Raw genomic sequence first — 25,185 nt, forward strand, 5'->3', positions numbered from 1 at the left:
TGACTTGTAGTTAAATACGAAATAGACTCACCTTAATTTGTAGTTAAAAACGAATAAAACCGGATGCGACCGGATAAAACACGAATAGGAGATTTTGCCTTATGAGACCCACAATTTCAATTAACATTCCATCCCCTTACCTCACAATTGAGGCTTTTAGCCAGCACTCAGGGCTTTCAAAATCGACCATCCGCGACATGATTGCCGATGGCCGTTTACCTGTCCGTGGCAAATCTGCCGATATGAAACGAGGAAAAGTACTGATTAACCTACTTGCGCTTTATACGGATGCATCGAAAGACTGTGATGTTTCGCTTAATGCGTAACTGATTATTCGCTTTTGGAGAATTTAAACCATGTTTGATTATCAGGTTTCCAAACAAGCGCACTTTGATAATGCCTGTCGGGCATTTGCCACATCCCACAAAGGTGAGCTTGTTCAGATTGCGAATGATATCGGCATGAACCCACAAATGTTACGCAACAAGCTCAACCCCGAACAGCCACACTTAGTCACTTGTGCTGACCTGTTTAAGCTAACCGATGCCACTAAAGACCCATCACTGTTAGATGGTGTGTTGGAGCAACTGAATTGCCAGCCATCCGTCCCGATGACGGATATTGGTGATAACAATGTGCAAGGTTATCTATTAGGGGCAACCGCTGAGGTCGGTAAGTTAGCCAGCCATATGGTTAATGGAGTGCATGTTAACAGCGCAAGGTCAGCAGAAATTAAGCAAAGCGTTAATAATGCGATCCGTTGTTTAGCCTTAGTTGGCGTGACTATCTCAGCACGTTTTCATTCAAACCCTGCATTGGTATCCGCGATTGATACGGTAGTAGGTTTTGGCCAATCAATGGTGTGAGGACAATATGACTCAAGCACACAAGCAGCAATATAAATACAAAGTTACGGGCGATTCATTTAAAGCAAAATCTAACAATGATTTAAAAGTGATTATCCCTGTAATTGTTTTTGCCACTATCTATTTACTAGCAAGAATATAGGTGGAAATTATGTACCAGAACCCAGTAGAGCTAGAACAACGCGCCCAATATATGCAATTAGACCAGCGCATTAATGGGCTTAATAAAACATCAGAAATTAAATCAAAACACTTTGGTTTAAAAAATGATGAGCTGAAATATTTTATCAAAGAAATGCGCGACCGTTTTAATGAGCATCACGAAGAAAATAAAAAATTTTTAGGCGTGATTTTCTATATGGCAAATATTGATAAAAGCCGCCACGATTGCCAATTTGAAGATCTCACCACTAAAGAGATTTTTAATATCGTTAAAGCCATTAATCACATAAAAGCGATTAGCGCATTTTTACCAAAAAACTTAGCTTTACCTCTTAATTAAATAACCGACAAAAAATTAATGACATTGATTTGTCAGGGATTTTTACACGCTAAATTTAGGAAAACAGATAAATGAATATACCAGAACCGATGTTTACACCTGTATTAGACAACAGTTCAAACGACGCTGTTTTAATGGATAGCTGCATTAATTGGAACCGCCAAGATGAGCGCAAGGTCTGTAATGACCGTTATGCGTCACGCCTGCGCAAGTTGCAAATGTATGTGCTGACTGAAAAACCTGATTATGCAGCAATCAGTCAGTTAATCGAAAGTGAGATTGGGCATATAGAGAGTCATGCATAGCAATATAGCGGCATACACCTAGATATGCCGCTAACTCTTTTTATTCCCAGTTTTCTTTTTCATGAGGTTTAAATGGCTTCCGAAACAAACAACTCAGTTATGCAAGCCCTGTATCACAAGCCAGCGAAGCCTATTGAAAGGCCGTTTCCGACTTATCCAGAACTTCATGAAAAAGAAAAAAGAGCCAAGGCATTAGCCAATGCAGAAACGCTGCTTTCAGAGCAACCTAAAATTGTTCAAATTACAGTAAACAAGCGGTATGACGTATTACTAAAAGAGCAAGGCCTTGAACGTGCAAACGCCTACCTTGCAAAGAATTTCTGTGAACGTATTTACCCAAGGGTTGAGCAAGTCACAAAACGCTATTGTTTAACGAATAAAAATTCTGAAACCTACCGATTTTTTAATTGGTTTAATGCGATGCCTGATATGTCGCGTAAATACCTTGAATCATTAGCCCTTGAATTATCCGCTTTCGTGTTTACAACACTTTCAGACCTCAGTAAAAAACGCACTGATGAAGGTGATTTAAAAATTGCGCATATGCTGTATACGGAAGCGGCTGCGATCACCCAAGCTTATCACCAAGAACCTCCACGACTGGCGAAGCTAACCAAACGCTATTTTAACGAAAAGGACGCTTTTATTGCTATCGCACAAATGACGTCTGAAAAATGGTGGTTAAACCGTTTACGCAGACACGCATCAGAATGGCGCGAGCACTTACACATTGCATTAACTAATGTCAGCAAGCGCAGTAGCCTTTATGCAAGCTCTATGGCCATGAGTGAATGGAAAGAGCAAAAGCGACGTACCCGTGAGTTTCTAAAATCAATGGAATTAGAAGATGAGGATGGTAACCGTTTTAGTTTGATTGATAAATATTATGGCAGCGTGGCAAACCCTGCCATTCGTCGAACTGAGATGATGGTTAGGATTCGCGGCTTTGAAAATATTTGCAATGAACTTGGCTATATTGCGGAATTCTACACGTTAACAGCCCCATCTAAATATCATGCCACAACCATACATGGCCACCGTAACCGTAAATGGAATGGCAGTAGCCCTGCCGATACACAACGTTATTTAAGTAAAGTGTGGAGCAAGATGCGCGCTAAATTACATCGCAATGATTTGCGAATTTTTGGTATTCGCGTGGCAGAGCCGCACCATGATGCAACCCCACATTGGCACATGCTGTTTTTTATGTTGCCAGAGCAAGCGGATAGCATCCGAGAAATTCTTAGGGAATATGCATTTGAAGAAGATGAAAGCGAACTCATTACCGCCAAAGCCCGAAAAGCCCGTTTTCATGCCGAAGCCATCGACCCTGAAAAAGGTTCAGCAACGGGATATGTGGCCAAGTACATTTCTAAAAATGTGGATGGTTATGCGCTGGATGATGAATTAGATGATGAAAGCGGAAAACCGATGAAAGAGGCGGCAATGGCTGCTGCTGCATGGGCTGGCCGTTGGCGTATACGTCAGTTTCAATTTATCGGTGGCGCACCTGTTACCGTTTACCGTGAATTACGCAAGATGGCCGATCACTATACTGCTGTGGGTTTGGATGTGGAGTTTGCTGTTGTGCATGATGCCGCTGACTCAGGGGATTGGGCTGGCTATATCAATGCTCAAGGTGGCCCATTTGTGCGTCGTGACGATCTTATTGCGCGTCTGTGGTACCAAGAAAGCGAAGAAACCAATGCCTATGGTGAGGAAATTATACAGGTTAAAGGTGTATTCTCGCCTGTAGTGGGTTCTGATAGTCCGATTATTACCAGACTCAAGAGCTGGAAGATTGTGAAGAAGTTAGACGAAGCGATAGCGGAGTCTGTTTTTAGTGATGCGAACGCATCACCTAGGAGTTCTGTCAATAACTGTACGGAGGTTCTCGGTACGGTTAAAGATAAAAACGTAGCCATCCATAATATTGTAGATGCGGCCAAGTCTATTGGGATAATTTTTGACCCTGATAAGGATAAACCGATGTTGGTTTCGTTATGGAATGGAGCTGTTTATACAGAGAATGGCCAAAGCGTGAGGTTTCACGGCAATGGCCATATACAGAAAATTGTGACTAAGGAACAGAAACGGAAGTTGCATCGGGGAAGATGCGAAAATATAACAATTAAACTCTAATAAAATTTAAATTATTATATTTCAATAAATTAATTATTAAGGTTTAAACTCTAAAAAATAATTGCCAACTTGCTCTAACGATTCAAATGTATCTTGGAAAAGATTCTCTTTGTAACCTATAATATCAAAAATATCCTCAATCTTTGTTATAAACATTTTAGGTAACATTCCAGTTCTATAATAAAAATCAAATTTTAAATAATCGTCAACGGTTCTTGCATGGGATTGATAATAGTCGTATACAGTAAAAGCAGTCTTACCAACACCTAAAAATGCAAGAGTATTATTAATCGAATGCATCAATTTTTTAGTTCTATCTATAACCGAATGCTGTTTTTCTAGCCGATGTATTCCATTAAAGAACGTTTCAAGCTCATTTAAGTCCGATAATAATTTATCTAGATGCTGTTTCAGAACCATTATAAATTGCTCATTTATCTTTAAATTAGCTCCGTCGATATGATTAGAGTCATTGAAAATATTACTATACAAGCTCATGCTTCTGTTTATATTAGAGTCAATCGCTATTATTGGATGAAATTCTTTTTCCTCACGCTCATTAAATTTCATTTTAAAAAAAACCGCTTTAAATCTAACTTTTTCTAAATTTTCCGTTATAAACTTAACATGAGAGTAATAGCTATCAACTAAATTTTTATTCTCGGTTACGTCTATCTGCTTATCTGTTTGTATTGAACGATGAATATTGGATACGATAACCGCAAATATAGGAGAAAAAGCAAGAATACCTAATGGTAATTTACTTATTTCAAGAAATTTATTAAAACCTTGATAGTTAAAATCAATATCAGTTCCAATCCAAGCTAATAATCCAAATAGGAAAAAATAGATAATAGGTGTAAAAATAGATATCCAGAATAAGTTTTGATTGTCTAAACTATCAGATGTTATTTTTGCCTTTTCCCTAAGTTTTTTTGAAAAAGGGATAATTATGGGTAAAAAACTCAATATGCCTATAAACCACCAATCTAACTGAGTTTGCTTTTCATTCTGTTTACTTTGCTCAATACTCATACCACCCCCTATCAAAATTTGCACAGAATTCTAATCGATCAAAAAATTTTAAACTACCTCTTTCATATGAGATAAATTTGTTTTAGGGATGGGAAATAGTTTACTTAGGTTGTAGGTAATCTAATCAAATTGTTTAAAAAATAACGCAACTCTTTAATTCTAGTGATATTTACTTATACAGGGTTCCAAAAAAGGATTATTCATATATACTGTACAAATGCACAGTATACAGATGAGATATTTGAATATGAGTGATGTTCTACGAGAGGCCGTAGCCTTTGAGCGTATCAGTGTGATTGCTAAGTTAGGCAGCTTAGAGACATGTAACGCATGTGATATGCAGGTAGTGCTAGAAATGATTACTGAAATTGCAGATGAAGCGAGGGAAAAACTACTAAAAAGTGGAACTGTACCAAACAATCAAGATCATTAGGTTTAAAATAATTGCTGGTTATATATAATCGGCAATTATTTTTTATGGATCACGGGCATGAAAGAAGAAGCAAAAGAAATCGTACAGGCTGTAACTGAGGCAGCAAAAGATAGAATTAAAAATCCCGTTATGGCAACGTTTGTTATTTCATGGAGTGTATTCAATTGGAGTTCCTTACTTGTTCTAATTTTTGGAAAAGAATCAATTCAGCAAAAAGTTCAAATTGCCTCTGTAGCATTTAGTGATATGGGTTCATGGCTTATACCTATATTTTTTACTGCTACTTACCTATTTCTTAATAAGCCATTAAATCTTGTTTTCCAAAGGGCAATGGTTGGTTTTGATTACATATCTATGTCAATCGAACATAGTAAAAAAATAAGAGAGTTAGATCTTGAAAAAACACGAGAGTCACTACGTGCTGAAAAAGATATGATTTATGAAGAAACAAAAACGCGCCAAAAAAAGTATATTCAAACAATGAATGAAGAAATCGCCAAATCAAAAGAAAGAGAAGAGTCATTAGCAGAATCAATAAAAAAACTTACAGCTGAAAATGATAGCTTAAAGCATGAAATTTATACCATAGGAAATAATTCACAGAAAAAAATGGAAGAAATAAAGCGATTAGAGGACAAAATAAATATTTTTGCTAAAGAAAATCAGAAACTGACTTTGCAGTTAGAAAAATTTAAAGCTGACAAAAAAACAACTAAATCAGCAAATTTAAATTTGCTAGCAAAATCAGTTTTTGAACCAGAGGGTTTAAATGAGGTTAAAGAAGAATATAAAACAGATGTTTAATTTTTCAATAACTCTAGCGCCATTTGGCGCTGTTCAGGGTTTAAATTCTGTATCATCGAACCAATCATTTTATTACTTTTCGCGCTTGGGCTAATCGTATGGTCAAAGGTCAGGCTTAATACGTAAGTGTGGCCACATTCGACGTCACTGCATGCACAATAGAGATCTGAAATTTCACGATGCTTTCTATTTGATTTACGAATAATCGCCTTTTCCCCACACTCAGGGCAGAATATTTTTAATACTCGCATGTTCCAAATCTCCGCTTGATAATGACCCCGTAATTTTACCTTATTTTTGCGCATTTTTCATTTCCCTATGACCGTTAAATTCCGTAAATATCGTTAATTTTGCGTTATTCTTAACTCAATTGGTGGCTATCTTCTTGAAAAGTGATCTTTAAATGATCGGGCACCTCACCATCATTATTTATCGCGTTAGCAAACATACGCTGAACAGGAATAATTTCATCTTGTCGATACGCTTCACGGGCATTGCGCGGGTCACCTAAACCGCCCACATTGCCAGGAATAATCCCCGCTAATCCCGCAGGAAAACGATGCGCGGTTAAAATGTCCTGTGCACTGATGTTTTTCACATTACTAAATTCATCATTCGCCGAAATATCCCCCACAGGAATAAACTTGATGCCGTCCGCATCCCCATTGGGAATATGCACGAACATGGTTTCAAAGTTACCAATCCCTTTGCTTTGCTCTAACTTTTTGGTGATCATCACTTCCACTTCATCGGTCAGCATTGGGTCATTACAAAAAATCATTCCCCCAGTATGCGCCCCGTTGTGGTAGTAACGACGACGAAAAATAGTGGCCTCACTGTTTAACATGGCCGCATGAATGCCCCCGATATAATCAGGGATGCCGTAAACTTGCTGTTGGGGGTCATACTGCTTGATGTAAATCACATCGTCAGGGGTATACACCATCGGTTCACCTTCTTGCAAAATCACAAAATCATCATTTTTACGACGACGCATAAACAGCGCAGGCAGCACATACAGCCCAACCACTTCACCGTAATAATTGCGCAGCTTTAAGATGGGCGTATCACCAAACACAATATAATCCAATACGCTGGCACGCAGCTCCTGATGCGTCAGGCCACCGCCTCGGTAGTCCGATAACACCATATTCGAACGCGCATGAATAACGCCACCGTGTTGGCCATTTAAATTGACCAATTGCGCTAAGGCGGTGCGGTCGATGGGTAAACTGTAATGGTCATAATCATTATCATACCAAATGTTTTGGTATTCCGTATGAGTGGTTAAAATCGGTTCTGGCTTGCCTAATGTGATGATGTTCATCGATTTTTTGCTCGTAGTTTGTTTTTGTGCTGTTTTCCGTAACTTTTTCTTACTCATCATGCAGCCTTTTGAAATTTATATTTGGATTTACGCTGTCTTTCATTGTTTAGCGGTTCATTAGCCACGGCGTGTGAGGTGGCAAAAAATACGTCTGCGTGACCCGTTTCCTTACTGCGATCCGCGATAAAGGTCATTGAGCCCCCTTTACCCGTGGTGGTGTGTCGAATGGCTAAGAAGCTGGCCATAATTTCTTTTTGCTCAACGTCCCAGGCAATGCGCTGCTCATCCACCAAATCAATCATTTTGAGGACTAATTGAGTTTTGGTGTTTTGGCTGTAGTGAATGGCCGTCGTGACGCGCGGGGCAAAGTCGGCCACCATCTCATACACCCCGTGGCCAATCCCCGTGGTATCGATGCCGATATGGGTAAAGCGGTATTGGCTGTACAGGTCTTGAATTTGTTTGGCTTGGTGTTTCCAGCTCATGCCCTGCCAATAAAAGGTGGCGAGGATGCGAAAATATTCACCTGCGACCAAAGGCGGTGCGACTATTACAAAGGTGGAGGTATCCCCCGAACGTGCAGGATCGTAACCGCCCCAAACCTCTTTATCCCCAAATGGCCGTGGCGCATTAATATCGTGATCATCCCAAACACCAATATCGATGGAACATTTTTCAAGGTCGTTATATTTGAAAACAGATGCGCCACTGTCCACAAACACGCACATATACAGCATGTTAAAGGTGTCTTTGTTATAGCGGTTGCGCAGTTTTTCAATGGATGCCAGGTTAAATCCATTGCGGACAGCGTCTTCAATCGTAATGACATAGCGCCATTGGCCATCGGGGCAATCACGGCCACCGTCTTGCATCTGTGCGAATGAGGGAAATTCCACATTTTTACGTTTGGCATCACTGCCGCGCCATTCGTCGCCTGTCCAAAACGGGTAAGCGGGATGGGTTTTGGCACTGGGTGTGGAAAAATAAGTGGTACGCCATTTGTCGTGGGTCGCCATCGCAGAAGCGACTTCATTTAGGCGTTTAAAATCAGGTACCCAAAAATATTCATCGCAATACAAATGGCCACTGTAGGACTGTGCGGTGTTCTTATTGGTGGATAAGAAGCGCAGCTCTGCACCATTACTTAAACGGATAGGGTTACCCGTGAGCGTGACACCAAAGAATTTATCCGCGATATTGACGATATAGGAGCGAAATACCTCGGCTTGCGGTCGTGAAGCGGATAAAAAGATTTGAGGGTCGCCAGTGAGTACCGCATCTTCAAACGCTTCAAAGGCAAAGTACCACGTCGCCCCGATTTGGCGTGATTTGAGGATATTGCGAATGGCCTTTTTAATATTGATGCGCAGGTGTTTTTGGTAACCAAACAGCATTTCATCCGCGAATTTCTGAAAGTCATCTGGGGTCAGTTCAGAGATATCATTTTTCTTATAACGACGTTTTTTCTTGGTTTCGCCATCGTCACTTGTACTGTATTCCCCGCCAGACTCGGCTTGCGCTTTGATTTCAGCCAGCTTTTCTTTGTGCTTATTGGCCTGTGCCATCAATTTAACGTGATGAGCAATCAGCCTGTCGAGCTCCTCCAGTTCAAGTTCCGTTTTTTTATTGCGCTCCGATAACAGCGCAATGCGTCGGTTAATTGCCTCCAACACGCTCTCATGGTTGAGCATATCCGCCCAGCACCATTTTTGCGCCCAATAATAGACAATCCGCCTGTTAGGCAGGTTAAGTTCCTCCGCGATTTCAGCGGGGGTATAGCGTCGCAAATAAAGTGATTTGGCGACCTGTATTTTTGCATCTGAGTGTTTAGCCATAGTGATGCCATTGTGCAATGTTCAGAAATTGCAGGCATCTACCTGTTTTCGGTAATGGCGGGATAACCGAACTCAACCATTCGCACCCTGAATAAGAATTGGCAATACTGATGGCTCAAAAGGAACGGAATGCAGCTAAGGATTTTGAATGTCGCAATTACGCACAACATGGCTCTGCATTGCCACGGAAGGTGAAACCGTTGATGGTCGGGAAATTCTGCCCGAGGAAATTATCGAAATGGCAGAAACCTATGATACCGATTTGTACACCGCCATGATTTGGCCTCGGCACAATAAGCCAGGCGAAGACCGCGGTGACCCACTGGGAGAGGTCATTGAGTTACAAGCGGATACCGATGAAAGCGATACGCTACGTTTGTATGCGGTACTTAGGCCTTTTACCCGCTTATTGGAAATGAACAGCCAAAACCGTGGGGTGTTTACCTCGGTCGAGATGAATCCCGATTTTCGCAATTCAGGCGTGACATATTTAGAGGGCTTGGCGGTAACGGACACCCCAGCCAGTGTAGGCACGACAAGGCTAGACTTTAGTCGTCAAAAACAAAGGAAACGAAAAATGGCAAAACCCGCAAAGAAAACATGGCGTCAGCACTTTGGCATTGAAGAAGTCAAAGAAGAAAAGCCAACCGAAACCACCGTTAACGATGAGGTGTTATCGGGCATGGCAGCAGATTTGGCGGCAGCAATGACTAAAATCGCTGAATTAGAAACCATGTTGGAACAAGCGCAAAGTGATGTGGAAGTGGTGAAAGAGGTCGTGGACACCGAAGATTTCGCCAAGCTGCGCAACAACTTACCCGAAATCACCAAATCATTCAGCAAAGTGGCGACCCAGCTCCCAGGGAAAAACCCCGCAGGCCGTAAAGAGTTTGTACACCTCTAATCCGTTGTGATCAGAGCCCATTACTGAATTTTGGAGAGGGATTTCCATGTTTTTAAACAATACGGCCAGAACGTATTTAAAAGGCCATAAGTCAGGCCTTGAACGCTCATACAACATTGATGATGCGTCCAAATATTTTGCCATCACCGAACCGAAAGAAATTGCGTTACGTAAAGCGATTATGGAATCGGTTGAGTTTCTCAACTTGATTTACTGCGCGGACGTTGACCAATTGGCTGGACAAGTGATTTCGGTAGGTAACCCTGGGTTATTTACGGGGCGTAAAAAAGGTGGCCGTTTCATGCGTGAAACGGGGATTGATGGCAATGAGTATAAATTAGCCGAAACCGACTCAGGGGCGTTTTTACCGTGGGATGTGCTGTCCGTTTGGGCAAACTCAGGTGGTGAAAATGAGTTTTACCAACGGATGCAAAATTTCGTTAATGAAAGCTTTGCCCTCGACATGTTGCGTATTGGTTTTAACGGTACCCATGTGGCCGATAGCACCGATGCGAAAAAGTACCCCAATGGCGAGGATGTGAACAAAGGTTGGCATCAAATCGCCAAAGAATGGGACGGTGGAAAACAAGTGATCTCCGAATCCATCACCTTGGATGAAAAAGGCGATTTCCGTTCGCTCGATGCGATGGCGCAAGAAGTGGTAAACACTTGTATTCCTGTGCAATACCGTACCGACCCACGCCTTGTGGTGTTAGTGGGCGCTGACTTGGTGGCTGCGGAGCAACATCGCTTATATCAAGCCGCTGACCGCCCAACGGAGAAAATTGCCGCACAATTACTGGGTACCACTATTGCAGGCCGTGCCGCCTACATCCCGCCATTTATGCCAGGGAAACGCTTAGTGGTTACGACGTTATCCAACTTGCACCTGTACACGCAGCGCAATACGCGCCAACGCAAAGCAGAGTTTGTGGACGACCGTAAACAGTATGAAAACAATTATCTGCGTAACGAGGGCTATGCGTTGGAATACCCTGAGCTGTACGGGGCAATTGATGAGTCAGCGGTCACTATCGGTGAATTGATTGAGCCGAAAGACACCGTCGAGACAGACTAATGTTATCACCAGGTCAACGTCACCGCCTAAAAGTGGAAATGCGCCAAAAGCTGGAGCAGCAACAGGCAATTGCCATTGCGGATGGCGAAAGTATGCACTTACAAGCGCGTGCCGTTGACAAGGATGCCGCACGGCTCAAAGGGATGACCAACGCAGAACGTACCGAGATAAAACGGCAGGAATTTTTGCCCAATTATCTGCCGACTGCCCAGCATTATCTGGACGACGGGAAAATCTATAAAAACCCGATTTTTGCCTACTGTGTAGTGTGGCTGTTTGATGTGGGGGAATTCCAACACGGATTGGATTGGGCGGACATCGCCATTGAGCAAGGACAGCTTACCCCAACAGGCTTTAAAAGTGGCTTTCCTGCCTTTGTAGCAGACACCATCTTGCAATGGGCGCAGCTTGAAACGGAAGCAGGTAATGCCATCGAACCCTATTTTTCGCGCACGTTTCACAACGTCACCGAAAAATGGCGAGTTCACGAAAAAATTAAGGCCAAGTGGTACAAATTCGCGGCCTTGGAAATCCTCAAAGGGGATAACAGTGAAGCGAAAGCCAGTGCCATTGATAACGTGGATGATTTAGAAAAAGCCGATGCCTACCTTGCAAGGGCGCATCAGCTTAACCCGAAAAGTGGCGTAAGAACCCATCGCACGCGCATTGCTATGCGACTGCGGGCACTTACTGCCGAATGACTACCGCAAGCCAAGTGGGCGCAGCTGAGGCAATGCAATTGATTGCAATTGGCCAAGGAAGCTGGCCTTGCCCACTTTTTACATTAAGGACACCCCATGTTTGATGGTAATAGCGGTAATTATCGCCAAGAAATCATTACCAATGACGGTTTTTGGCCAGATGTGGATTTACTGGAGTTTCAAAAAAGCCGTTCGCTACCGACCAGTATCGATACAGACTTTTTAGCCGATGCACTCCTGAATACCATCACGGAAATTAATGGTGAGCTGATAAGTGTGAAAAATCAGCACCACGCCAAAGGGTACCAGCAAGCGGCAGAAGTACCTGGTGTGCAACGTAATGGCCGTAATGCCTTATGTGCGCAGTATTTAAAAGCGGTGTTTGCGCGAGCCAAAGCCGATTTATTGGGGGAATACAGTTCTATCGTGAACCGTGCCCCGAACTCGCAGCAAGAAAGCCCTGAACTACGCAATCGACTGTTAGCGGAATCTTCATTAGTGATCCGCAATATGAAAGGTTTGAAACGTGCCACGGTGACCATGATATGAGCAAATTGCAGCAACTCACCGCCTTTTTAAAGGCCAACTTGCCCGATGGTGTGTGCAATGTGGAGTTTTCCAGCGTGATGGACAGCATTCAATTCATCCCTGCGCAGCGCGATTTGGGCAATGACCAATACCGAATGCACATCAAACAATATGACGCGACGATTGCTTGGGGGCGTTTCCCCTATCGCCAAGTAAACCCTGATTACATCGGTATTTTGATTGATGCGTGGCTCAATGAAAATGACGATATCGATGATATTCAACTGGATTTAGAGCGCCCATCAATGGATGTGGATTTAAACGAAAGTCACCAAGCGGTGGTGATTGTCATGCTGCAATTGGCGGAGAACGTCAACATGCGAGAGGACGAAAACGGTATTGTCCCGATGGATGGTAAGCGCTGGACGCTGTGTGCCCCTGATATGTGGATTGCCCAAGAGGCCGATATTGCAGGCGTTCACTCATGATAAGCGGCCAGTTAAATCAACGCCAATTTAATACGCTGCAAGAGGCGCTTAAACGGTTTGATTTACCCCCGAAAAAACGCCAACGCCTGTTATGGCGCATCGCGAAATATGGCGTGATAGCGGCAGCAAAACGCAACGTTCGCAACCAACAAACGCCCGAGGGCGAACCGTGGCCACAGCGCCAGGGAAACTGGCGTAAAAAGATGCTGCGCAATATGCCCAAAGTGCTGCACATCAAGGAATTGCCTGAAACCGAAAGTGTGCGGATTTACCTCAAAGGGGGCAAATACCGCAATGGCAAAAAACAGATCCCTGCGGGGGTTGTGGGTTATTCGCAACAACATGGGATGAACGTGACCGTGAATAAATCCAGCTTTAAATCTGGGCGAGATAAAACACGGCCAGCCACCAAGAAGCAAGCCAAAAAGTTACGGGCGCTGGGGTACAAGGAGCGCAAAGGCAAAGGCTGGCGCAAACCGCCTGTTAAAGCCATTGAAAGCGGGATGAGCTTTGCTAAAGCAGGTTTATTAATTCGCACCTTAAGCGATGAGACGCCGCAAAATTCATGGGTGATTGATGTGCCAGCACGTGAGTTTTTGGGCATCAATCAAGATGAATTTGAAAAAGCCCTCGCACGGCAACTGCAAGGGATTGGATTTGGTTAAACAACCATAAAAGAGGGATTTTTTATGACATGGCCATCTGTACAGGTGAACCAAGTAAATCAGCTACAAGGGGAAACCAAAGAGGTTGAACGCACGGTATTGTTTGTGGGAACAGGCAATACCAACGTGGGCAAAACGGTTTCCGTCAACACACAAACGGATTTTGATGATGTGTTAGGCCATGAAGATAGCGCACTGAAACGCAATGTGATGGCCGCCATGAATAACGCGGGGCAAAACTGGTCGGCTTATCTTCATGTGATGGCGGTTGATGCTGAGCCGCTGGGGTTTGTGGATGCAGTGATTGCCGCGCAAGACGTGGCCAGTGTGGAAGGTTATGTTTTACTGACCGCAGCCAGCAAAGAAGTCATTGATGCCGCCAATACCTTGCGTGAGACCTTAATCGCCAAATATGGCCGCTGGGTATGGTCAATCATTACCGTGGATACCCCCACCAAAGAAGAAAGCTGGCCAGATTATGTCGCACAAGTCATTGCGCTACAAAAAGGCATTGCCGCGCCGTCAGTGCAACTGGTACCGCAACTGTGGGGCAAAGAAGCGGGTGTATTAGCAGGCCGTTTGTGTACCCGTTCCGTGACCATCGCGGACACACCTGCACGAGTAAAAACAGGCGCATTAAAAGACATGGGCGCAACGCTACCCCTTGATGGTACAGGCAAAGAAATTGACTTAGCCACCTTGCAAGCGTTAGAGAAAAACCGCCTCAGTGTGCCGATGTGGTACCCCGACTACGACGGTTTGTACTGGGCAGATGGCCGCACGTTAGACGTGGAAGGCGGTGATTTTCAAAACATCGAAAACCTGCGCATTGTCGATAAAGTGGCGCGAAACGTGCGTATCCGTGCGATTGCCAAAATTGGTGACCGTAGCTTAAACAGTACGCCCAATTCTATTGAAACCCACAAAAGTTATTTTGCCCGTGTGATGCGTGACATGGCACGCTCTAGCCAAATCAACGGTATTACGTTCCCAGGGGAATGCAAACCGCCACAAGATAGTGATGTGGTCATTACGTGGATGAGTAAAACCAAAGTTGCGGTGTATTTTGTGGTGCGAACGTATGAGTGCCCGAAAGGCATTGAAGCGAGTGTGATCTTAGATACCAGCTTGGAGGGCGCAGCATGAGTAAACGGATTTCGGGTCAGTCGTTTGATTTCAACCTAGACGGCTCACTCATTCACGTTGAGAAATCAACGTTAAACCTTACGGATAATACGGGCGTCGCTCAAACCAATGGCGTGCCCGACGGTTGGGTTTCGGGGGATGTGTCTGCCGAGGGTGAGCTGGAATTTAGCACCAAAGCGTTAGCCATTTTAAAAGCCAAAGCCCGTGCAGCAGGCTCATGGCGCAGCATCCCCGAAGTGGATTTGATGTGGTACGCCAAAGCAGGCGGAGAGGAAATGAAAGTGGAAGCCTTTGGCTGCAAATTGCTGTTATCGGACATTTTAGACCATGACCCAAAAGGTGGCACCACGGTCAATTTAAAAGTGAAATTCCTTGTCACCAGCCCTGATTTTGTGCGCTTGGATGGCATTCCTTACCTTGAGTCAGAATTGACAGACAAATTAATCGGTTAAAAGGAAAAGTGTTCATGGAAGAACATGAAAAAACATTTATCACCCTGTTTTTTATTGGTGCACTGATTGCTATTGGCAAAGTGCTCACAGGGGATGAACCTATCACCCTGCGTTTATTTATTGGGCGCATTCTTTTGGGCTCTGCCGTGTCAGTGATGGCAGGCGCTATCTTGATTTGGGTACCAGATATCTCACCGCTAGCCATCACTGGACTAGGCTCTGCCTTTGGTATTGCGGGGTATCAGTTAATTGAACTGTGGCTGCGCAAACGTGGAAGCTCACTATTAAAAGGGAAATTTAAACAATGACACTTTCAGAGAAACAAGCCTTATTCACCGTAATGATCGGCAGGCTAATTTTATGGGCAGATGAGCACGGTTACCGACTGACCTTTGGTGAAGCCTTTCGCACCACCGAACAAGCCAGCGCGAATGCCAAAACAGGCAAAGGCATCAAAAACAGCTTGCATATATCGCGCCTAGCCGTGGACTTTAATTTATTTATCAACGGCCAATACCGTGAAGATACCCCAAGCTATTTACCCCTAGGCGAATATTGGGAATCTATCGGGGGCACTTGGGGCGGCCGATTTAACGATGGCAACCATTTCAGCTTAGCCCATAACGGGGTGAAGTAATGGCCAAACAACTTGCGTTGGTGTTCGCGCTAGGAATAGCGGCCTTTGGCGCAGGTTGGTGGGTGAATGGGCTTTATCATGACAGTTTACAGCTCAACATTGAACGCGCTGCCAAACAAGCAGGCGATAAAGCCCGAGCCGAAGCCCAAGCCATTTCCCGTGAGTCTGCGCGTCAGCTTGAAAACCAATTGGAGAACATTGCCAATGCAACGTCCAGGGAAATCAGAACCGAAGTTATTAAACCTGTGTTCACTAACGTGTGTGTTAGTCCTGAGTTTGTCAGCTTGTACAACCGCGCCGTCGAGCGTATCGAGCGAGAGTTATCAGGAAAACCTGTTAACCAAATGCCCAATCTTGTTACCGAGACTGAACGGACAAACGGGCAAGCACGTTAGTGAACCGTTAGAACTGTTTTTAACCTTGTACGGCAATTGTGCCGCACGTCATAACCAGTTAGTGGATGACATTAACCGCAAAAGGAATTGAACCATGAGCCAAACAATCACATTAGACATTGCAGGAAAAGATTACCGTTTCGAACCCAACATGACCGCCTATAACGGGTTTATCAATGAAATGGCGATGGACAATAAAATTGCCCCTGCCCACACCTATTTGCGCCGCATTGTGGTGAAAGACGACAAAGACGCACTGGATGAGTTATTGAAACAGCCAGGTGCCGCGCTGCAAATCGCCTCATCCATCAATGAGCAATATGCCCCGAAATTGGACATTAGCGTAAAAAACTGAGGGCACGGGTTGAGTCTATCGAGCGTAATGAGTTGGAGCAATTTATTGCGCTGCGTCGTCATTACTATCCTCATGATAATGATGAAATTGATAGTTTGGCTCGTGCTGCATGGCTGAATAACCAACACTGGGAAAATATGCGCATTGCCGTGGCCAATGGCATTGCACTGGCGTTAAAGGGTGATAAATGAACTCATTAGATTTTACCTTAAGCTTAATTGATAACGTGACGCAGCCGTTAAAACAGGCTCAATCTGCGTTATCCAATTTTGCCAATGAGAGTCAAAAAGCCTTTACTCAAAGTGCCATTGGGGTTGCAGGGTTAGCGGGTGCGTTATTTTCCTTAAAAGGCCTACTTGATCCCGCGCTGCAAATGAATGAAGCGCTACAGACCGCCAGTTTGCAAGGCGTGGATGCGAGCGCGATGAAAAACGTCACCCAAGCGGCCATGAAATTCAGTGCGCAGTATGGCAAGTCCTCGGTGGAGTTTACCCAATCGGCGCTCACCATCCGCAAAGCCATTCAAGGCGTAGCCGATAACGAACTGCCTTATTTAACCACGGTGACCAACACCACGGCCACCGCCTTAAAAAGCACCGCAGATGAAACCACCGCCTATATGGGGCAGATGTTTTCGCAGTTTTCCACCTACGCCAGCCAAGTGGGCAAAAGCCAATTTGCCGAAGAACTGGCAGGCAAAGCCCTGTATATGTCGCAAACCTTTGGTACCTCAATGGCTGACATTACAGGGTTAATGGAGGGCGCAAGATCGGCAGGGACTCACTTTGGTGTGGGTATCGATGAACAGTTAGCCGTGTTGGGGGAATTACAGCGCACATTGGGCACCGAAGCCAGCAGCGCTTATGAGGGCTTTATGACGGGCGCAGCGGATGGGGCTAAAAAACTGGGGCTGAGCTTTGTCGATGCGTCGGGAAAAATGAATTCCTTGCCTGAAATGTTGGGTAAATTACAGCAAAAGTACGGTAGCAATATCGACGGTAACCTCAAGGCACAGAAAGAGATTGAAGCCGCCTTTGGGGATTCGGCCATTGTGGTGAAGCAGCTCTATGGCGATGTGGATGTGTTACGCAAAAATATCACTGCCCTGGGCGCGAACGATGGCATGAAACGTACCCGTGAAATGGCCGAGCAATTGGCCGACCCGTGGGAACGCTTAATGGCCATTTGGACTAACGTGCGTGTGGCCGTGGGGATGACGCTACTACCTGTCATTAATCCACTGGTGAATAAAATTGCAGAGATGGGGCAAACCGTCCAACGTTGGCTCACCCTGTTCCCCAATATCGCCAAATACGTGGGCTATATCGCCACCAGTATCACAGGCGTGGCCGCTGCGGGAGCGATGGCTAATATCGTGATGGGGATCAGTAAATTTATTTGGGCGGGATTAGTGGTGGTCTGGAAACTGAGCCTTGCCACGTTGAAATTAATCCCTGGGGCGGTCTGGCTGGCCAATAAAGCGATGGTGATTTGGCAGGCTACCTTAAAACTTTTGCGCGGTACCTTGTTGGCGCTACGGATGGCCGCTATCACCGCAGGCATTGGCTTCAACCTGATGAGCTTGCCCATCATTTTGATTATTGGGGCGATTGCGTTATTAGGTGTGGGTATTTATTTCCTGATTAAACACTGGGATGCAGTCAAAGCCGCCATCCAAGATACCACCACATTTAAAGTGTTGGCCGCAGTTGTAATGGCAGTTGGCCAAGTGTTTAGCGATGTGTGGGAATGGATTGGCCAAGGTTGGGAAACGCTGTGCAATTGGTTTGGTGAGTTTTCATTAACCGAAACCTTTGAGACCGTCGCCAACAGCATCCGCGATATTTTCGGCAATGTGTGGGCGTGGGTAAAACAGACCTTTGCAGATATCTATAACTCGTTTGTCGATACCTTAAATTATTTGCCTGGTGTTGAAATTGAACGCATGGAGGTCAACACCCCAGCCGCTCAAGCCACCAATAGCGTGCCTGATGTTGAGGGCATGGCTGCGGTCGAGATTATTCGCCAGCAACAATTGTTTATGCAGGCACAAGTTGAGCAAGCGGAGCCCATCACCAATACACAAATATTAACGGGCAAACAGCTCAAAGGCATTGATACAAATGGCATTGGGAAAAATGCCGTGGGTTCAACAACCAGTCATGTCGATAACAGTCGAAATTATGAAAATGTGGTCATTAAAGTTGAAACAATACCATCACCACAACAATTAACGGAATATGAGATGTTAGCGCATGGATAGCCAATACATTGATTTATTAATCACTCAGCGTGATTTTACCTTGAATTCAGGCAGTGAGCCGATTTTGTGCAATAACCGTGTTTCCATCGCTCAAGATTGTGTCCATGCCATTATGGAAAGCGGTTTGGCCACACAATTGGTGGGCGAACGTAGCCCCACCTTACGGGCAGATATTCGTAACCAAATTGAGATGCTTGTGGAAAATGACGAGCGCATTGTCCCAGGGACAATTGCCATTCACGAAGAATCACCCGTGAAATTGTGGATCACCGCAGAAACTTACGATTTTGGCCGCATGGACGTGGGAGTGGACTATGGCGACTAAGCCCGATGTTGATTATGAAAAGGTTCTGCAAGATAGCGGTATGCCGACCACTGAGGCTGAAATTCACGCGCAATTTAACCAAGTGGTGGCCGATGAGGGGTTAGTGACCAATACCTCACGAATGTCTCCGTTTTGGCGGCTCATTACCTCCATTGTGACCAAGCCCGTAATGTGGCTAAAAGAGGCCTTGGTCAATGTCGTCATGCGCAATATGTATCTGGCCACGGCATCAGGGGCATGGCTTGATTTGTTTGCTTGGGGCGTCAACTTAACTCGTAAACCTGCCACCCAAGCCCATGGTGTGATCCGCTTTTATAAAGTGGCAGGCGCTAGCGCGGTCACCGTGCCCAAAGGCACCATTATTCAAACGGAGCGCATCGCGGGGGTGATTTACAGCGTGAGTACCACCCAAGCCGTGGAAATTGCCGCTGGCCAGCAAAGCCAGTTAATCCCTGTGATGGCAGATATGGCAGGTGGTGCGCATAACCTCGCCCCAGGCTATTTTCGTATTTTGCCCGTGGCCGTCGCAGGGATTGAACAGGTGCAAAGTGAAAATGATTGGTTAACGACGCCAGGCGCGGATGCTGAAAGTGACGATGACTTGCGTGACCGCTGCCGCAACCAATTCAATTTAGTGGGGAACTATCACACCGATGCGGTTTATCGCGGCATGATAGCCAGCCTTGTGGGCTTGAGCATTGACCGCATTTTCTTTTTGCATGATGCGCCCCGTGGCGCGGGTACCGCCAATGCGTATTTGTTATTAGACAGTGGCGTGGCAAGCCAGCCTTTTATCGACCAAGTGAATGACTACGTGATGAAACAAGGCCATCACGGCCACGGTGATGACATGCAGTGTTTTGCCATGCCAGAAACACACCATGCGTTAGTTTTAACCGTATTCGTCGATAACCTCGGCAACTTTAGCGCGGAACAACTGGGCAGCTTAAAAAATGAGGTGAACGATTTGGTGCGCTGCGCCTTTCGTGAAAACAGTTTGTACCAGGTCAAACAAACATGGCCATATTCACGGTTTTCATTTTCGAACTTGGGGCGCGAACTGCACCGCCAGTTTAGTGATATTCAGTCACTGTATTTTTCATTGGGGGATATCACCAGCGAGCTCAATGTGCCCCGCTTAACATCGTTAGTGGTTGAGGTGAAAAATGTCTGACTTTCACGAAAAGCTTAAACGCCTTGCGCTGCCAAGTTGGATGGACAAAGGCGAACCCGCCAAGCTACTGGTAGCATTACGTCGTTTCTGGACGATGATTTACGGCTGGCTAACGTGGCCATTGGCGCAATTGGATGCGGAAACTTGCACAGAATCATTATTGAACTTGCTGGCCTATCAGCGGGATATTCAGCGCTTCAATGGTGAACCGTTGGATTTATACCGCAAGCGGGTGAAATACGCCTTTATCAACGCCAAAGACAGTGGCAGCGTGGTGGGATTTATCGCCATTTTTGAACGGTTGGGCATTGGTAACGTATTGATTAAAGAGCGCCAGCCGCACATTGATTGGGACGTGATTATTCTCGTGCTCAATGATGAGCAGCTCTCACGCGCCCCTGATTTGCTGATCAACATTATTTACCAGTATGGGCGCACCTGCCGACGCTATCAGTTTGAAGTGATTAACGATTATCAACTGAATATGCGAGTGGGCAGCCTTGAGGGCGATTACATCAGCTATCACGCGAAATTACCTGTGCCTATTTTGACGTTACGAGTAGGTGAAATTGCCAGTGATATTCAAATCAGTTATGCGACGCTGCATGGAAGCAGCGCACCCAATATGACCTATGGGGCATCATTAAAAGGATAGATTATGTCATCAGTCATTACCCTTGAATTTGAGCACTACAAAGCGCAAGAAGCCGCAACAGGTAAGCCCATCATTTTAGATGAATTTGTATTTGCCTTAGTGCCAAATTTAGACCCAAAGAAACCCATTGAACGCACTGAACAACTGCCCGATGCCAAACACATTGTACATCGCCAAGCAATTAATAAGGCGGGGTTAGTCAGCGAAAATGCGGTGGCTTACAGCGTGACGCTGGGCACAGAAATCGGTGATTTCGAATTTAACTGGATTGGGTTGTTAAACAAAGCCAGTCAGTCCGTGGCGATGATCACCCATGCCCCAATACAAAAGAAACTGCGCACACAAGGTGGCCAACAAGGCAACGTTTTAACTCGCTCATTTTTGCTGGAGTTTGACGGGGCGGCTAAAGACACCGCCATTAATACCACCGCAGAAACGTGGCAAATTGATTTCACCGCACGCTTAACGGGAATTGATGAAGCGCAGCGGCTGATTAACACCGACAGTTACGGTGAGGCGGCTTTCTTTGGCTCTGCCTTTGACGTCACCCGCGATGGTGAACAATTTACCGTGAATAGCGGTTTAGCCTATGTGGGCGGTTTGCGAGGCGAGCTGGCTAAAAGCCAAGTGTTCAATAAACTGCGTGATACGCACATTTATACGGATTTCAGCTATCAAGGTAACTTACTGAGCCAATGGCAAACGGTGGTGAAACTCACCACGGGCAACCAGTTAAAACACTATGTAGATACCAGCGGATATTCCCATTTTGTGTTTGCCATCGCGGCGATTGATAAAACTGGGTCAGTCACCGATTTACGCCCTCAAGGGGCGAAATGGGAACAAAGTATCGCGCAAATCAAACAGCAATATGCACTAAAAAGTGAGATGAAATCATGGCGCTATGTCGCCAAAGGCAATGAAAGCACGCTCACCCCAAACGAGGTATTTCAACACTGTTTGCTGTTTATTAATGGCCTTGAGCAATACGCCAATTATTCTTTTGCCGTTGAAAATAACACGGTTTATTTAGCCGAGCCGTTGCTAAAAGACGACCACATTGAGGTGTTGATTAATGTGCCTGTAATTAGCCCACGTGCGTTACATGCAGGCTCTGAAACTGATGTGTTACGAAATGAAGTGGAGGCACTCAGAACCACGGTGAAGAACTTGAAGGGAAAGGATTTTATTAGTGCGGATAGCCAAAATTTAGCGGCCATCGGCTCCGATGAAAACATTTTTATTTCAGAAAAACAGTTGCAGCACATTCACGACATTGAAGTCGAAACCACCATTAAAGGGAAATAGCGAACATGGCAATTAAACGCACGATCACACTGAATTTTAAAACTTCTGACGGTAAAACCTTGCCTGCGTCTTTTGATGTGAGTGACGGTGAATCCGCCTTTGAGGTCTGGAAAAAACTCCCAGGGAATGCAGCCAAAACAGAGGCGCAATTTTTTGCAGAGCAAAAAGGCGCTGATGGCAAGAACGGCACCAATGGTGCAGATGGTAAAAACGGAAGTAATGGCGCACAAGGTGCCAGTATCGTCAGCGTATCGGTACAAGTTAAAGAAAATCCGTGAGGTGATGCATGGCGAAAGGTCGCACAATCACACTGACGTTTAAAAACAGTGCTGGCGCTAACTTGCCGCCTGTTTCTTTCGTCGTGAATGACGGTGAAAAAGGCGATAACGCCCACATTCAAGTGACGTCCATTATTCCTGCCATCAAAGGTGGCGAGGTTTCTTTTAACATTGGCAATGTGGCCGTGTTATCAGTGCAAATTAATGGCATCACTCAGCCCCAAGGCTATGCGTACACCGTGGAGGGAACCACATTGTATTTGGCCGAAGCGTTAAAAAATGGCGATTTTATTTCTATTGAGGTAACAAAATGAGTAAACCAACAGGGAAGTTGATCCGCATTACCACCGCCAGTATTGGGGCGGTGCCCGTCGGGCGAAAAGTAAATAACAAACCGTTGAGTGCAGATATTTCGTTAAGTGCGGGGGATGTGGGGGCGTATAGTAAAACAGAAACCGATAATAAATATCAGCCCAAAGGTAATTATGCGCCAGCAGGTAATTATGCCGTTAAAGGCGATAGCTACACGAAAACCGAAAGCGACGGGCGTTATCAGGCAAAAGGCAATTACGCGCCAGCAGGTAACTATGCCATCAAAGGTGACAGCTACACGAAAAATGAGGGAGATAAACGCTACGAAATCAAAGGCCATGACCCACAATATAAATATATTACGGTCTATTCAGGGGCTGGAATGAAAGATAACCAAACCATTGCCTTACCGCAAGATTGTCGAGGGTGTTGGTTTTACTTCAATGATGCAGAGGGGGTTATCACGTCAGCGGCATATTTACCTGATGACAATGTCGAGGTTGGGATTAATTCGGGTGCGTCAGGGAATGCGCGTATTCGCTTAGAAAACTCAGGAAAAACATTCCGATGCGTTTGGGGCGGTGTTAGTGGTGCGCCCAGTAAAATCCGAGTCAGAGTGAGGGCATAATATGATCACCGTATGGGTACAAAAAAGTAATTTAGATTGCTATCAAATTATCCCTGAACCTCAACAAGAGGAAAAAAAACACTTCTATGAGGTCATGTTTGATGGGGAGTTTGAAGACTTACTGAATATTAAATTTGAGCTATCGGCAAAGGGTATTTGTTCCTATCGCTATGACAATGCATTTCATCAAATCCAAGCATTAAAAGAAAAACAGTCTTTGATGAAAGTCGCGAGTGAAGCCATTGCACCACTCCAAGACGCTATTGATTTAGGCATCGCAACAGACAAAGAACTTATGCAGCTAAACGTTTGGAAACAGTATCGTGTTGATTTAAACCGTATCGACACTGCAAGCGCCCCCGATATCACATGGCCAGAGAAACCCCAATGAATGAGCCCCGTTATCAATGGCATAAACAAAATATGAAAATGGCGGCAGATTTGCCGCCGATCACCTGTTCCATTCTGCCTGTGCATCCCTTTATTTATGGTATTGGTCAAACGAATAGCTCAGGCAGTTATCTCAGCCCCACCAATGCGATTAATCATTTAGCGGATAAGCTCACAGGGGCTGGCCATGTTTCGGTATTGGTGCTGATGGTCACAGGGAAATCATTTGCTGAATTTATGCAACGATTATCGGCCTTTTCGGCCGTGTTTCCGCTACCTATTTTTGCCCAAGTTGAGCGAATGGCCAGAACGGCACACACGTTGACCACCACAAAAATGCAATTGCCAGGGAAAATGGCAGGCGGCTTACCTTTGCCACAATCCCTATCAACGACGACCAGCCGCATGGCGTCTAACGCACAGTTAATTGAAGCGGCAAAAGCAGCGGCAAGCCAGCCTAGCGGGTTGGATAGCATGAAATCGGCACTGTCGGATTTCAGCCAACAAAAAGACAATGCCTTAAAACAGATGAGTGATGCCCTAAACGGACTTTTAGGCCAATCAGCCACTGTTTGGGCATTTTCAGGCACAGATGATGCCAGCGTTTTGGCCGATAAAATGCGAAAAAATATTCCTGAACCTGATGCGATATTTACCCTCGCCACCTTATTTGTCGGCAATGAAATTCACGCTTTAACAAGGATGTTAAATGACACAGACCATCACCCTTGCCCTGAACGGTGAAGCCATCCCACTGAAAAACTTGGCTGTAACGCCCAGTATGATGTTCCAGGATAAAGACCAATCAGGGCAATCCTCCAGTACGGCCGTGGCAGAGCAAGGCATCAAACCTAAAGAGCTGCGCATCACGGGCATTTTACCTTTTACAGAGCACAAGGCGTTTTCACGCCTTTTTGCGTTAGCGGAAGCCAAAGAAAACGGCAATTTAAAGCGCTATCGCGTGGCGAACTTGACGGCTCAAGCGATTAATTTTCGTATCGGTACATTCACCAATTCCATTGATGCCAGCAAAATTGAAGGGAAACAGGCGTGGCAAATTACCTTTACTTTACGTGAGCATTTATCCGTTTCAGAAAAACGTGAAGCCCGCGCTAACAGTAAAGTGGCCAGCAAAACGCAAGGCGGCAGTGCAACAAAAGGCGGTCAATCAGGGGCATTCGATGAAACCGAGCAATTAACCTGGTTTGAAGAAAAAGTGTTAAAACCGATTAACGATTCGTTGGAGTAAAGGGA

33 protein-coding genes and 2 pseudogenes are annotated in these 25,185 nt (G+C 45.1%); 31 read left to right on the forward strand and 4 right to left on the reverse strand.

All coding sequences use genetic code 11. The annotated features are described in order from the left end of the window. The first annotated feature begins 101 nt into the window (after positions 1-101). The 5 genes from ABE954_RS17960 (at position 102) to ABE954_RS17980 (ending at position 3,815) form a co-directional block, all read left to right on the forward strand. Positions 102-326 carry a regulator gene (locus ABE954_RS17960; protein ID WP_371025648.1) on the forward strand — a complete coding sequence of 75 codons (225 nt, stop codon included), beginning with the start codon at positions 102-104 and terminating at the stop codon, positions 324-326. A 30-nt stretch (positions 327-356) separates the two neighbouring features. Continuing rightward, the gene (locus ABE954_RS17965) at positions 357-866 is read left to right on the forward strand and encodes a phage regulatory CII family protein (RefSeq protein WP_272682397.1); all 510 of its coding nucleotides are present in this window, start codon (positions 357-359) and stop codon (positions 864-866) included. Positions 867-1,017: 151 nt separating this feature from the next. Next, entirely contained in the window at positions 1,018-1,368 is a 351-nt protein-coding gene (locus tag ABE954_RS17970) for a DUF5347 family protein (RefSeq protein WP_272682396.1), read from the forward strand. Between the two features lie 71 nt (positions 1,369-1,439). Continuing rightward, positions 1,440-1,673, forward strand: coding sequence for a hypothetical protein (locus ABE954_RS17975; protein ID WP_131680179.1), 234 nt, complete (start codon positions 1,440-1,442; stop codon positions 1,671-1,673). A gap of 72 nt (positions 1,674-1,745) precedes the next feature. Then, complete coding sequence (locus ABE954_RS17980) at positions 1,746-3,815, forward strand: replication endonuclease (RefSeq protein WP_272682395.1); 2,070 nt, start codon at positions 1,746-1,748, stop codon at positions 3,813-3,815. 36 nt (positions 3,816-3,851) lie between these two features. On the opposite strand, the gene ABE954_RS17985 is transcribed toward ABE954_RS17980, so the two are convergent. Then, positions 3,852-4,850: a hypothetical protein gene (locus ABE954_RS17985; protein ID WP_272682394.1), complete on the reverse strand. Its 999-nt coding sequence runs from the start codon at positions 4,848-4,850 to the stop codon at positions 3,852-3,854. A 247-nt stretch (positions 4,851-5,097) separates the two neighbouring features. Between ABE954_RS17985 and ABE954_RS17990 the strand changes: the two genes are divergently transcribed. Both ABE954_RS17990 and ABE954_RS17995 read left to right on the forward strand, forming a co-directional pair. Then, positions 5,098-5,283, forward strand: a complete 186-nt coding sequence (locus tag ABE954_RS17990) for a hypothetical protein (protein ID WP_132495678.1) — start codon at positions 5,098-5,100, stop codon at positions 5,281-5,283. 57 nt (positions 5,284-5,340) lie between these two features. Then, positions 5,341-6,087: a hypothetical protein gene (locus tag ABE954_RS17995; RefSeq protein ID WP_272682393.1), complete on the forward strand. Its 747-nt coding sequence runs from the start codon at positions 5,341-5,343 to the stop codon at positions 6,085-6,087. On the opposite strand, the gene ABE954_RS18000 is transcribed toward ABE954_RS17995, so the two are convergent. The 3 genes from ABE954_RS18000 to ABE954_RS18010 are packed head-to-tail and all read right to left on the reverse strand — an operon-like array spanning position 6,084 to position 9,249. Next, complete coding sequence (locus ABE954_RS18000) at positions 6,084-6,392, reverse strand: ogr/Delta-like zinc finger family protein (RefSeq protein ID WP_272523961.1); 309 nt, start codon at positions 6,390-6,392, stop codon at positions 6,084-6,086. The two genes, ABE954_RS17995 and ABE954_RS18000, sit on opposite strands and share 4 nt — an antisense overlap. Before the next feature lie 56 nt (positions 6,393-6,448). Further along, positions 6,449-7,471 (reverse strand): phage portal protein, encoded by a 1,023-nt coding sequence (locus ABE954_RS18005; RefSeq protein ID WP_272682392.1) that lies wholly within the window; start codon positions 7,469-7,471, stop codon positions 6,449-6,451. Next, positions 7,471-9,249, reverse strand: a complete 1,779-nt coding sequence (locus tag ABE954_RS18010; RefSeq protein ID WP_272682391.1) for a terminase large subunit domain-containing protein — start codon at positions 9,247-9,249, stop codon at positions 7,471-7,473. The genes ABE954_RS18005 and ABE954_RS18010 overlap by 1 nt, the downstream gene beginning before the upstream one ends. A gap of 148 nt (positions 9,250-9,397) precedes the next feature. On the opposite strand from ABE954_RS18010, the gene ABE954_RS18015 reads away from it, so the two are divergent. The 24 genes and pseudogenes from ABE954_RS18015 (at position 9,398) to ABE954_RS18130 (ending at position 25,180) form a co-directional block, all read left to right on the forward strand. Continuing rightward, positions 9,398-10,153 (forward strand): GPO family capsid scaffolding protein, encoded by a 756-nt coding sequence (locus tag ABE954_RS18015; RefSeq protein ID WP_272682390.1) that lies wholly within the window; start codon positions 9,398-9,400, stop codon positions 10,151-10,153. A 46-nt stretch (positions 10,154-10,199) separates the two neighbouring features. Next, a complete protein-coding gene (locus ABE954_RS18020) occupies positions 10,200-11,231 on the forward strand; it encodes a phage major capsid protein, P2 family (protein ID WP_109911420.1) in 1,032 nt (343 codons plus the stop codon). A 38-nt stretch (positions 11,232-11,269) separates the two neighbouring features. Next, complete coding sequence (gpM, locus tag ABE954_RS18025) at positions 11,270-11,932, forward strand: phage terminase small subunit (protein ID WP_336431971.1); 663 nt, start codon at positions 11,270-11,272, stop codon at positions 11,930-11,932. A gap of 96 nt (positions 11,933-12,028) precedes the next feature. After that, positions 12,029-12,481 (forward strand): head completion/stabilization protein, encoded by a 453-nt coding sequence (locus ABE954_RS18030; RefSeq protein ID WP_109911422.1) that lies wholly within the window; start codon positions 12,029-12,031, stop codon positions 12,479-12,481. Then, a complete protein-coding gene (locus tag ABE954_RS18035) occupies positions 12,478-12,948 on the forward strand; it encodes a phage tail protein (protein WP_272682388.1) in 471 nt (156 codons plus the stop codon). The genes ABE954_RS18030 and ABE954_RS18035 overlap by 4 nt, the downstream gene beginning before the upstream one ends. Further along, positions 12,945-13,613 carry a hypothetical protein gene (locus tag ABE954_RS18040; protein WP_272682387.1) on the forward strand — a complete coding sequence of 223 codons (669 nt, stop codon included), beginning with the start codon at positions 12,945-12,947 and terminating at the stop codon, positions 13,611-13,613. The genes ABE954_RS18035 and ABE954_RS18040 overlap by 4 nt, the downstream gene beginning before the upstream one ends. A gap of 24 nt (positions 13,614-13,637) precedes the next feature. Beyond that, positions 13,638-14,759 carry a DUF2586 domain-containing protein gene (locus ABE954_RS18045; protein ID WP_272682386.1) on the forward strand — a complete coding sequence of 374 codons (1,122 nt, stop codon included), beginning with the start codon at positions 13,638-13,640 and terminating at the stop codon, positions 14,757-14,759. Continuing rightward, positions 14,756-15,211 carry a phage protein gene (locus tag ABE954_RS18050; RefSeq protein ID WP_110731690.1) on the forward strand — a complete coding sequence of 152 codons (456 nt, stop codon included), beginning with the start codon at positions 14,756-14,758 and terminating at the stop codon, positions 15,209-15,211. Before ABE954_RS18045 ends, ABE954_RS18050 begins: the two co-directional genes overlap by 4 nt. Before the next feature lie 14 nt (positions 15,212-15,225). Then, complete coding sequence (locus ABE954_RS18055) at positions 15,226-15,519, forward strand: phage holin family protein (protein WP_166685131.1); 294 nt, start codon at positions 15,226-15,228, stop codon at positions 15,517-15,519. Further along, a complete protein-coding gene (locus tag ABE954_RS18060) occupies positions 15,516-15,848 on the forward strand; it encodes a M15 family metallopeptidase (RefSeq protein ID WP_272682385.1) in 333 nt (110 codons plus the stop codon). The genes ABE954_RS18055 and ABE954_RS18060 overlap by 4 nt, the downstream gene beginning before the upstream one ends. A 20-nt stretch (positions 15,849-15,868) precedes the next feature. Beyond that, complete coding sequence (locus ABE954_RS18065; RefSeq protein WP_371025908.1) at positions 15,869-16,243, forward strand: hypothetical protein; 375 nt, start codon at positions 15,869-15,871, stop codon at positions 16,241-16,243. Positions 16,244-16,337: 94 nt separating this feature from the next. Then, a complete protein-coding gene (locus tag ABE954_RS18070) occupies positions 16,338-16,598 on the forward strand; it encodes a putative phage tail assembly chaperone (protein ID WP_272682383.1) in 261 nt (86 codons plus the stop codon). A 32-nt stretch (positions 16,599-16,630) separates the two neighbouring features. Next, the gene (locus ABE954_RS18075) at positions 16,631-16,789 is read left to right on the forward strand and encodes a hypothetical protein (protein WP_158514051.1); all 159 of its coding nucleotides are present in this window, start codon (positions 16,631-16,633) and stop codon (positions 16,787-16,789) included. Beyond that, positions 16,786-18,861 (forward strand): phage tail tape measure protein, encoded by a 2,076-nt coding sequence (locus ABE954_RS18080; protein ID WP_272682382.1) that lies wholly within the window; start codon positions 16,786-16,788, stop codon positions 18,859-18,861. Before ABE954_RS18075 ends, ABE954_RS18080 begins: the two co-directional genes overlap by 4 nt. After that, positions 18,854-19,186, forward strand: a complete 333-nt coding sequence (locus ABE954_RS18085; protein ID WP_272682381.1) for a DUF2590 family protein — start codon at positions 18,854-18,856, stop codon at positions 19,184-19,186. Before ABE954_RS18080 ends, ABE954_RS18085 begins: the two co-directional genes overlap by 8 nt. Beyond that, positions 19,176-20,360 (forward strand): baseplate J/gp47 family protein, encoded by a 1,185-nt coding sequence (locus ABE954_RS18090; protein WP_272682380.1) that lies wholly within the window; start codon positions 19,176-19,178, stop codon positions 20,358-20,360. The genes ABE954_RS18085 and ABE954_RS18090 overlap by 11 nt, the downstream gene beginning before the upstream one ends. Then, positions 20,353-21,015, forward strand: a complete 663-nt coding sequence (locus ABE954_RS18095; protein WP_272682379.1) for a phage tail protein — start codon at positions 20,353-20,355, stop codon at positions 21,013-21,015. The genes ABE954_RS18090 and ABE954_RS18095 overlap by 8 nt, the downstream gene beginning before the upstream one ends. Positions 21,016-21,018: 3 nt before the next feature. Further along, complete coding sequence (locus tag ABE954_RS18100) at positions 21,019-22,323, forward strand: phage tail protein (protein WP_272682378.1); 1,305 nt, start codon at positions 21,019-21,021, stop codon at positions 22,321-22,323. Between the two features lie 5 nt (positions 22,324-22,328). Continuing rightward, the gene (locus ABE954_RS18105) at positions 22,329-22,601 is read left to right on the forward strand and encodes a hypothetical protein (RefSeq protein WP_166685137.1); all 273 of its coding nucleotides are present in this window, start codon (positions 22,329-22,331) and stop codon (positions 22,599-22,601) included. Positions 22,602-22,609: 8 nt separating this feature from the next. Then, positions 22,610-22,915, forward strand: coding sequence for a hypothetical protein (locus tag ABE954_RS18110; RefSeq protein WP_196718219.1), 306 nt, complete (start codon positions 22,610-22,612; stop codon positions 22,913-22,915). 83 nt (positions 22,916-22,998) lie between these two features. After that, positions 22,999-23,194 (forward strand): annotated as a pseudogene (locus ABE954_RS18115) (hypothetical protein); the annotation flags it as partial. A gap of 552 nt (positions 23,195-23,746) precedes the next feature. Beyond that, a pseudogene (locus ABE954_RS18120) lies at positions 23,747-23,932 on the forward strand (tail fiber assembly protein); the annotation flags it as partial. Then, on the forward strand, positions 23,929-24,675 hold the full coding sequence (locus ABE954_RS18125; protein ID WP_272682377.1) for a hypothetical protein: 747 nt from the start codon (positions 23,929-23,931) through the stop codon (positions 24,673-24,675). The pseudogene ABE954_RS18120 and the gene ABE954_RS18125, both read left to right, overlap by 4 nt. Then, complete coding sequence (locus ABE954_RS18130; protein WP_272682376.1) at positions 24,641-25,180, forward strand: hypothetical protein; 540 nt, start codon at positions 24,641-24,643, stop codon at positions 25,178-25,180. The genes ABE954_RS18125 and ABE954_RS18130 overlap by 35 nt, the downstream gene beginning before the upstream one ends. The last annotated feature ends 5 nt before the right edge of the window (positions 25,181-25,185 follow it).

Source organism: Providencia sp. TYF-12 (assembly GCF_041344805.1).
Classification (GTDB): domain Bacteria; phylum Pseudomonadota; class Gammaproteobacteria; order Enterobacterales; family Enterobacteriaceae; genus Providencia; species Providencia huashanensis.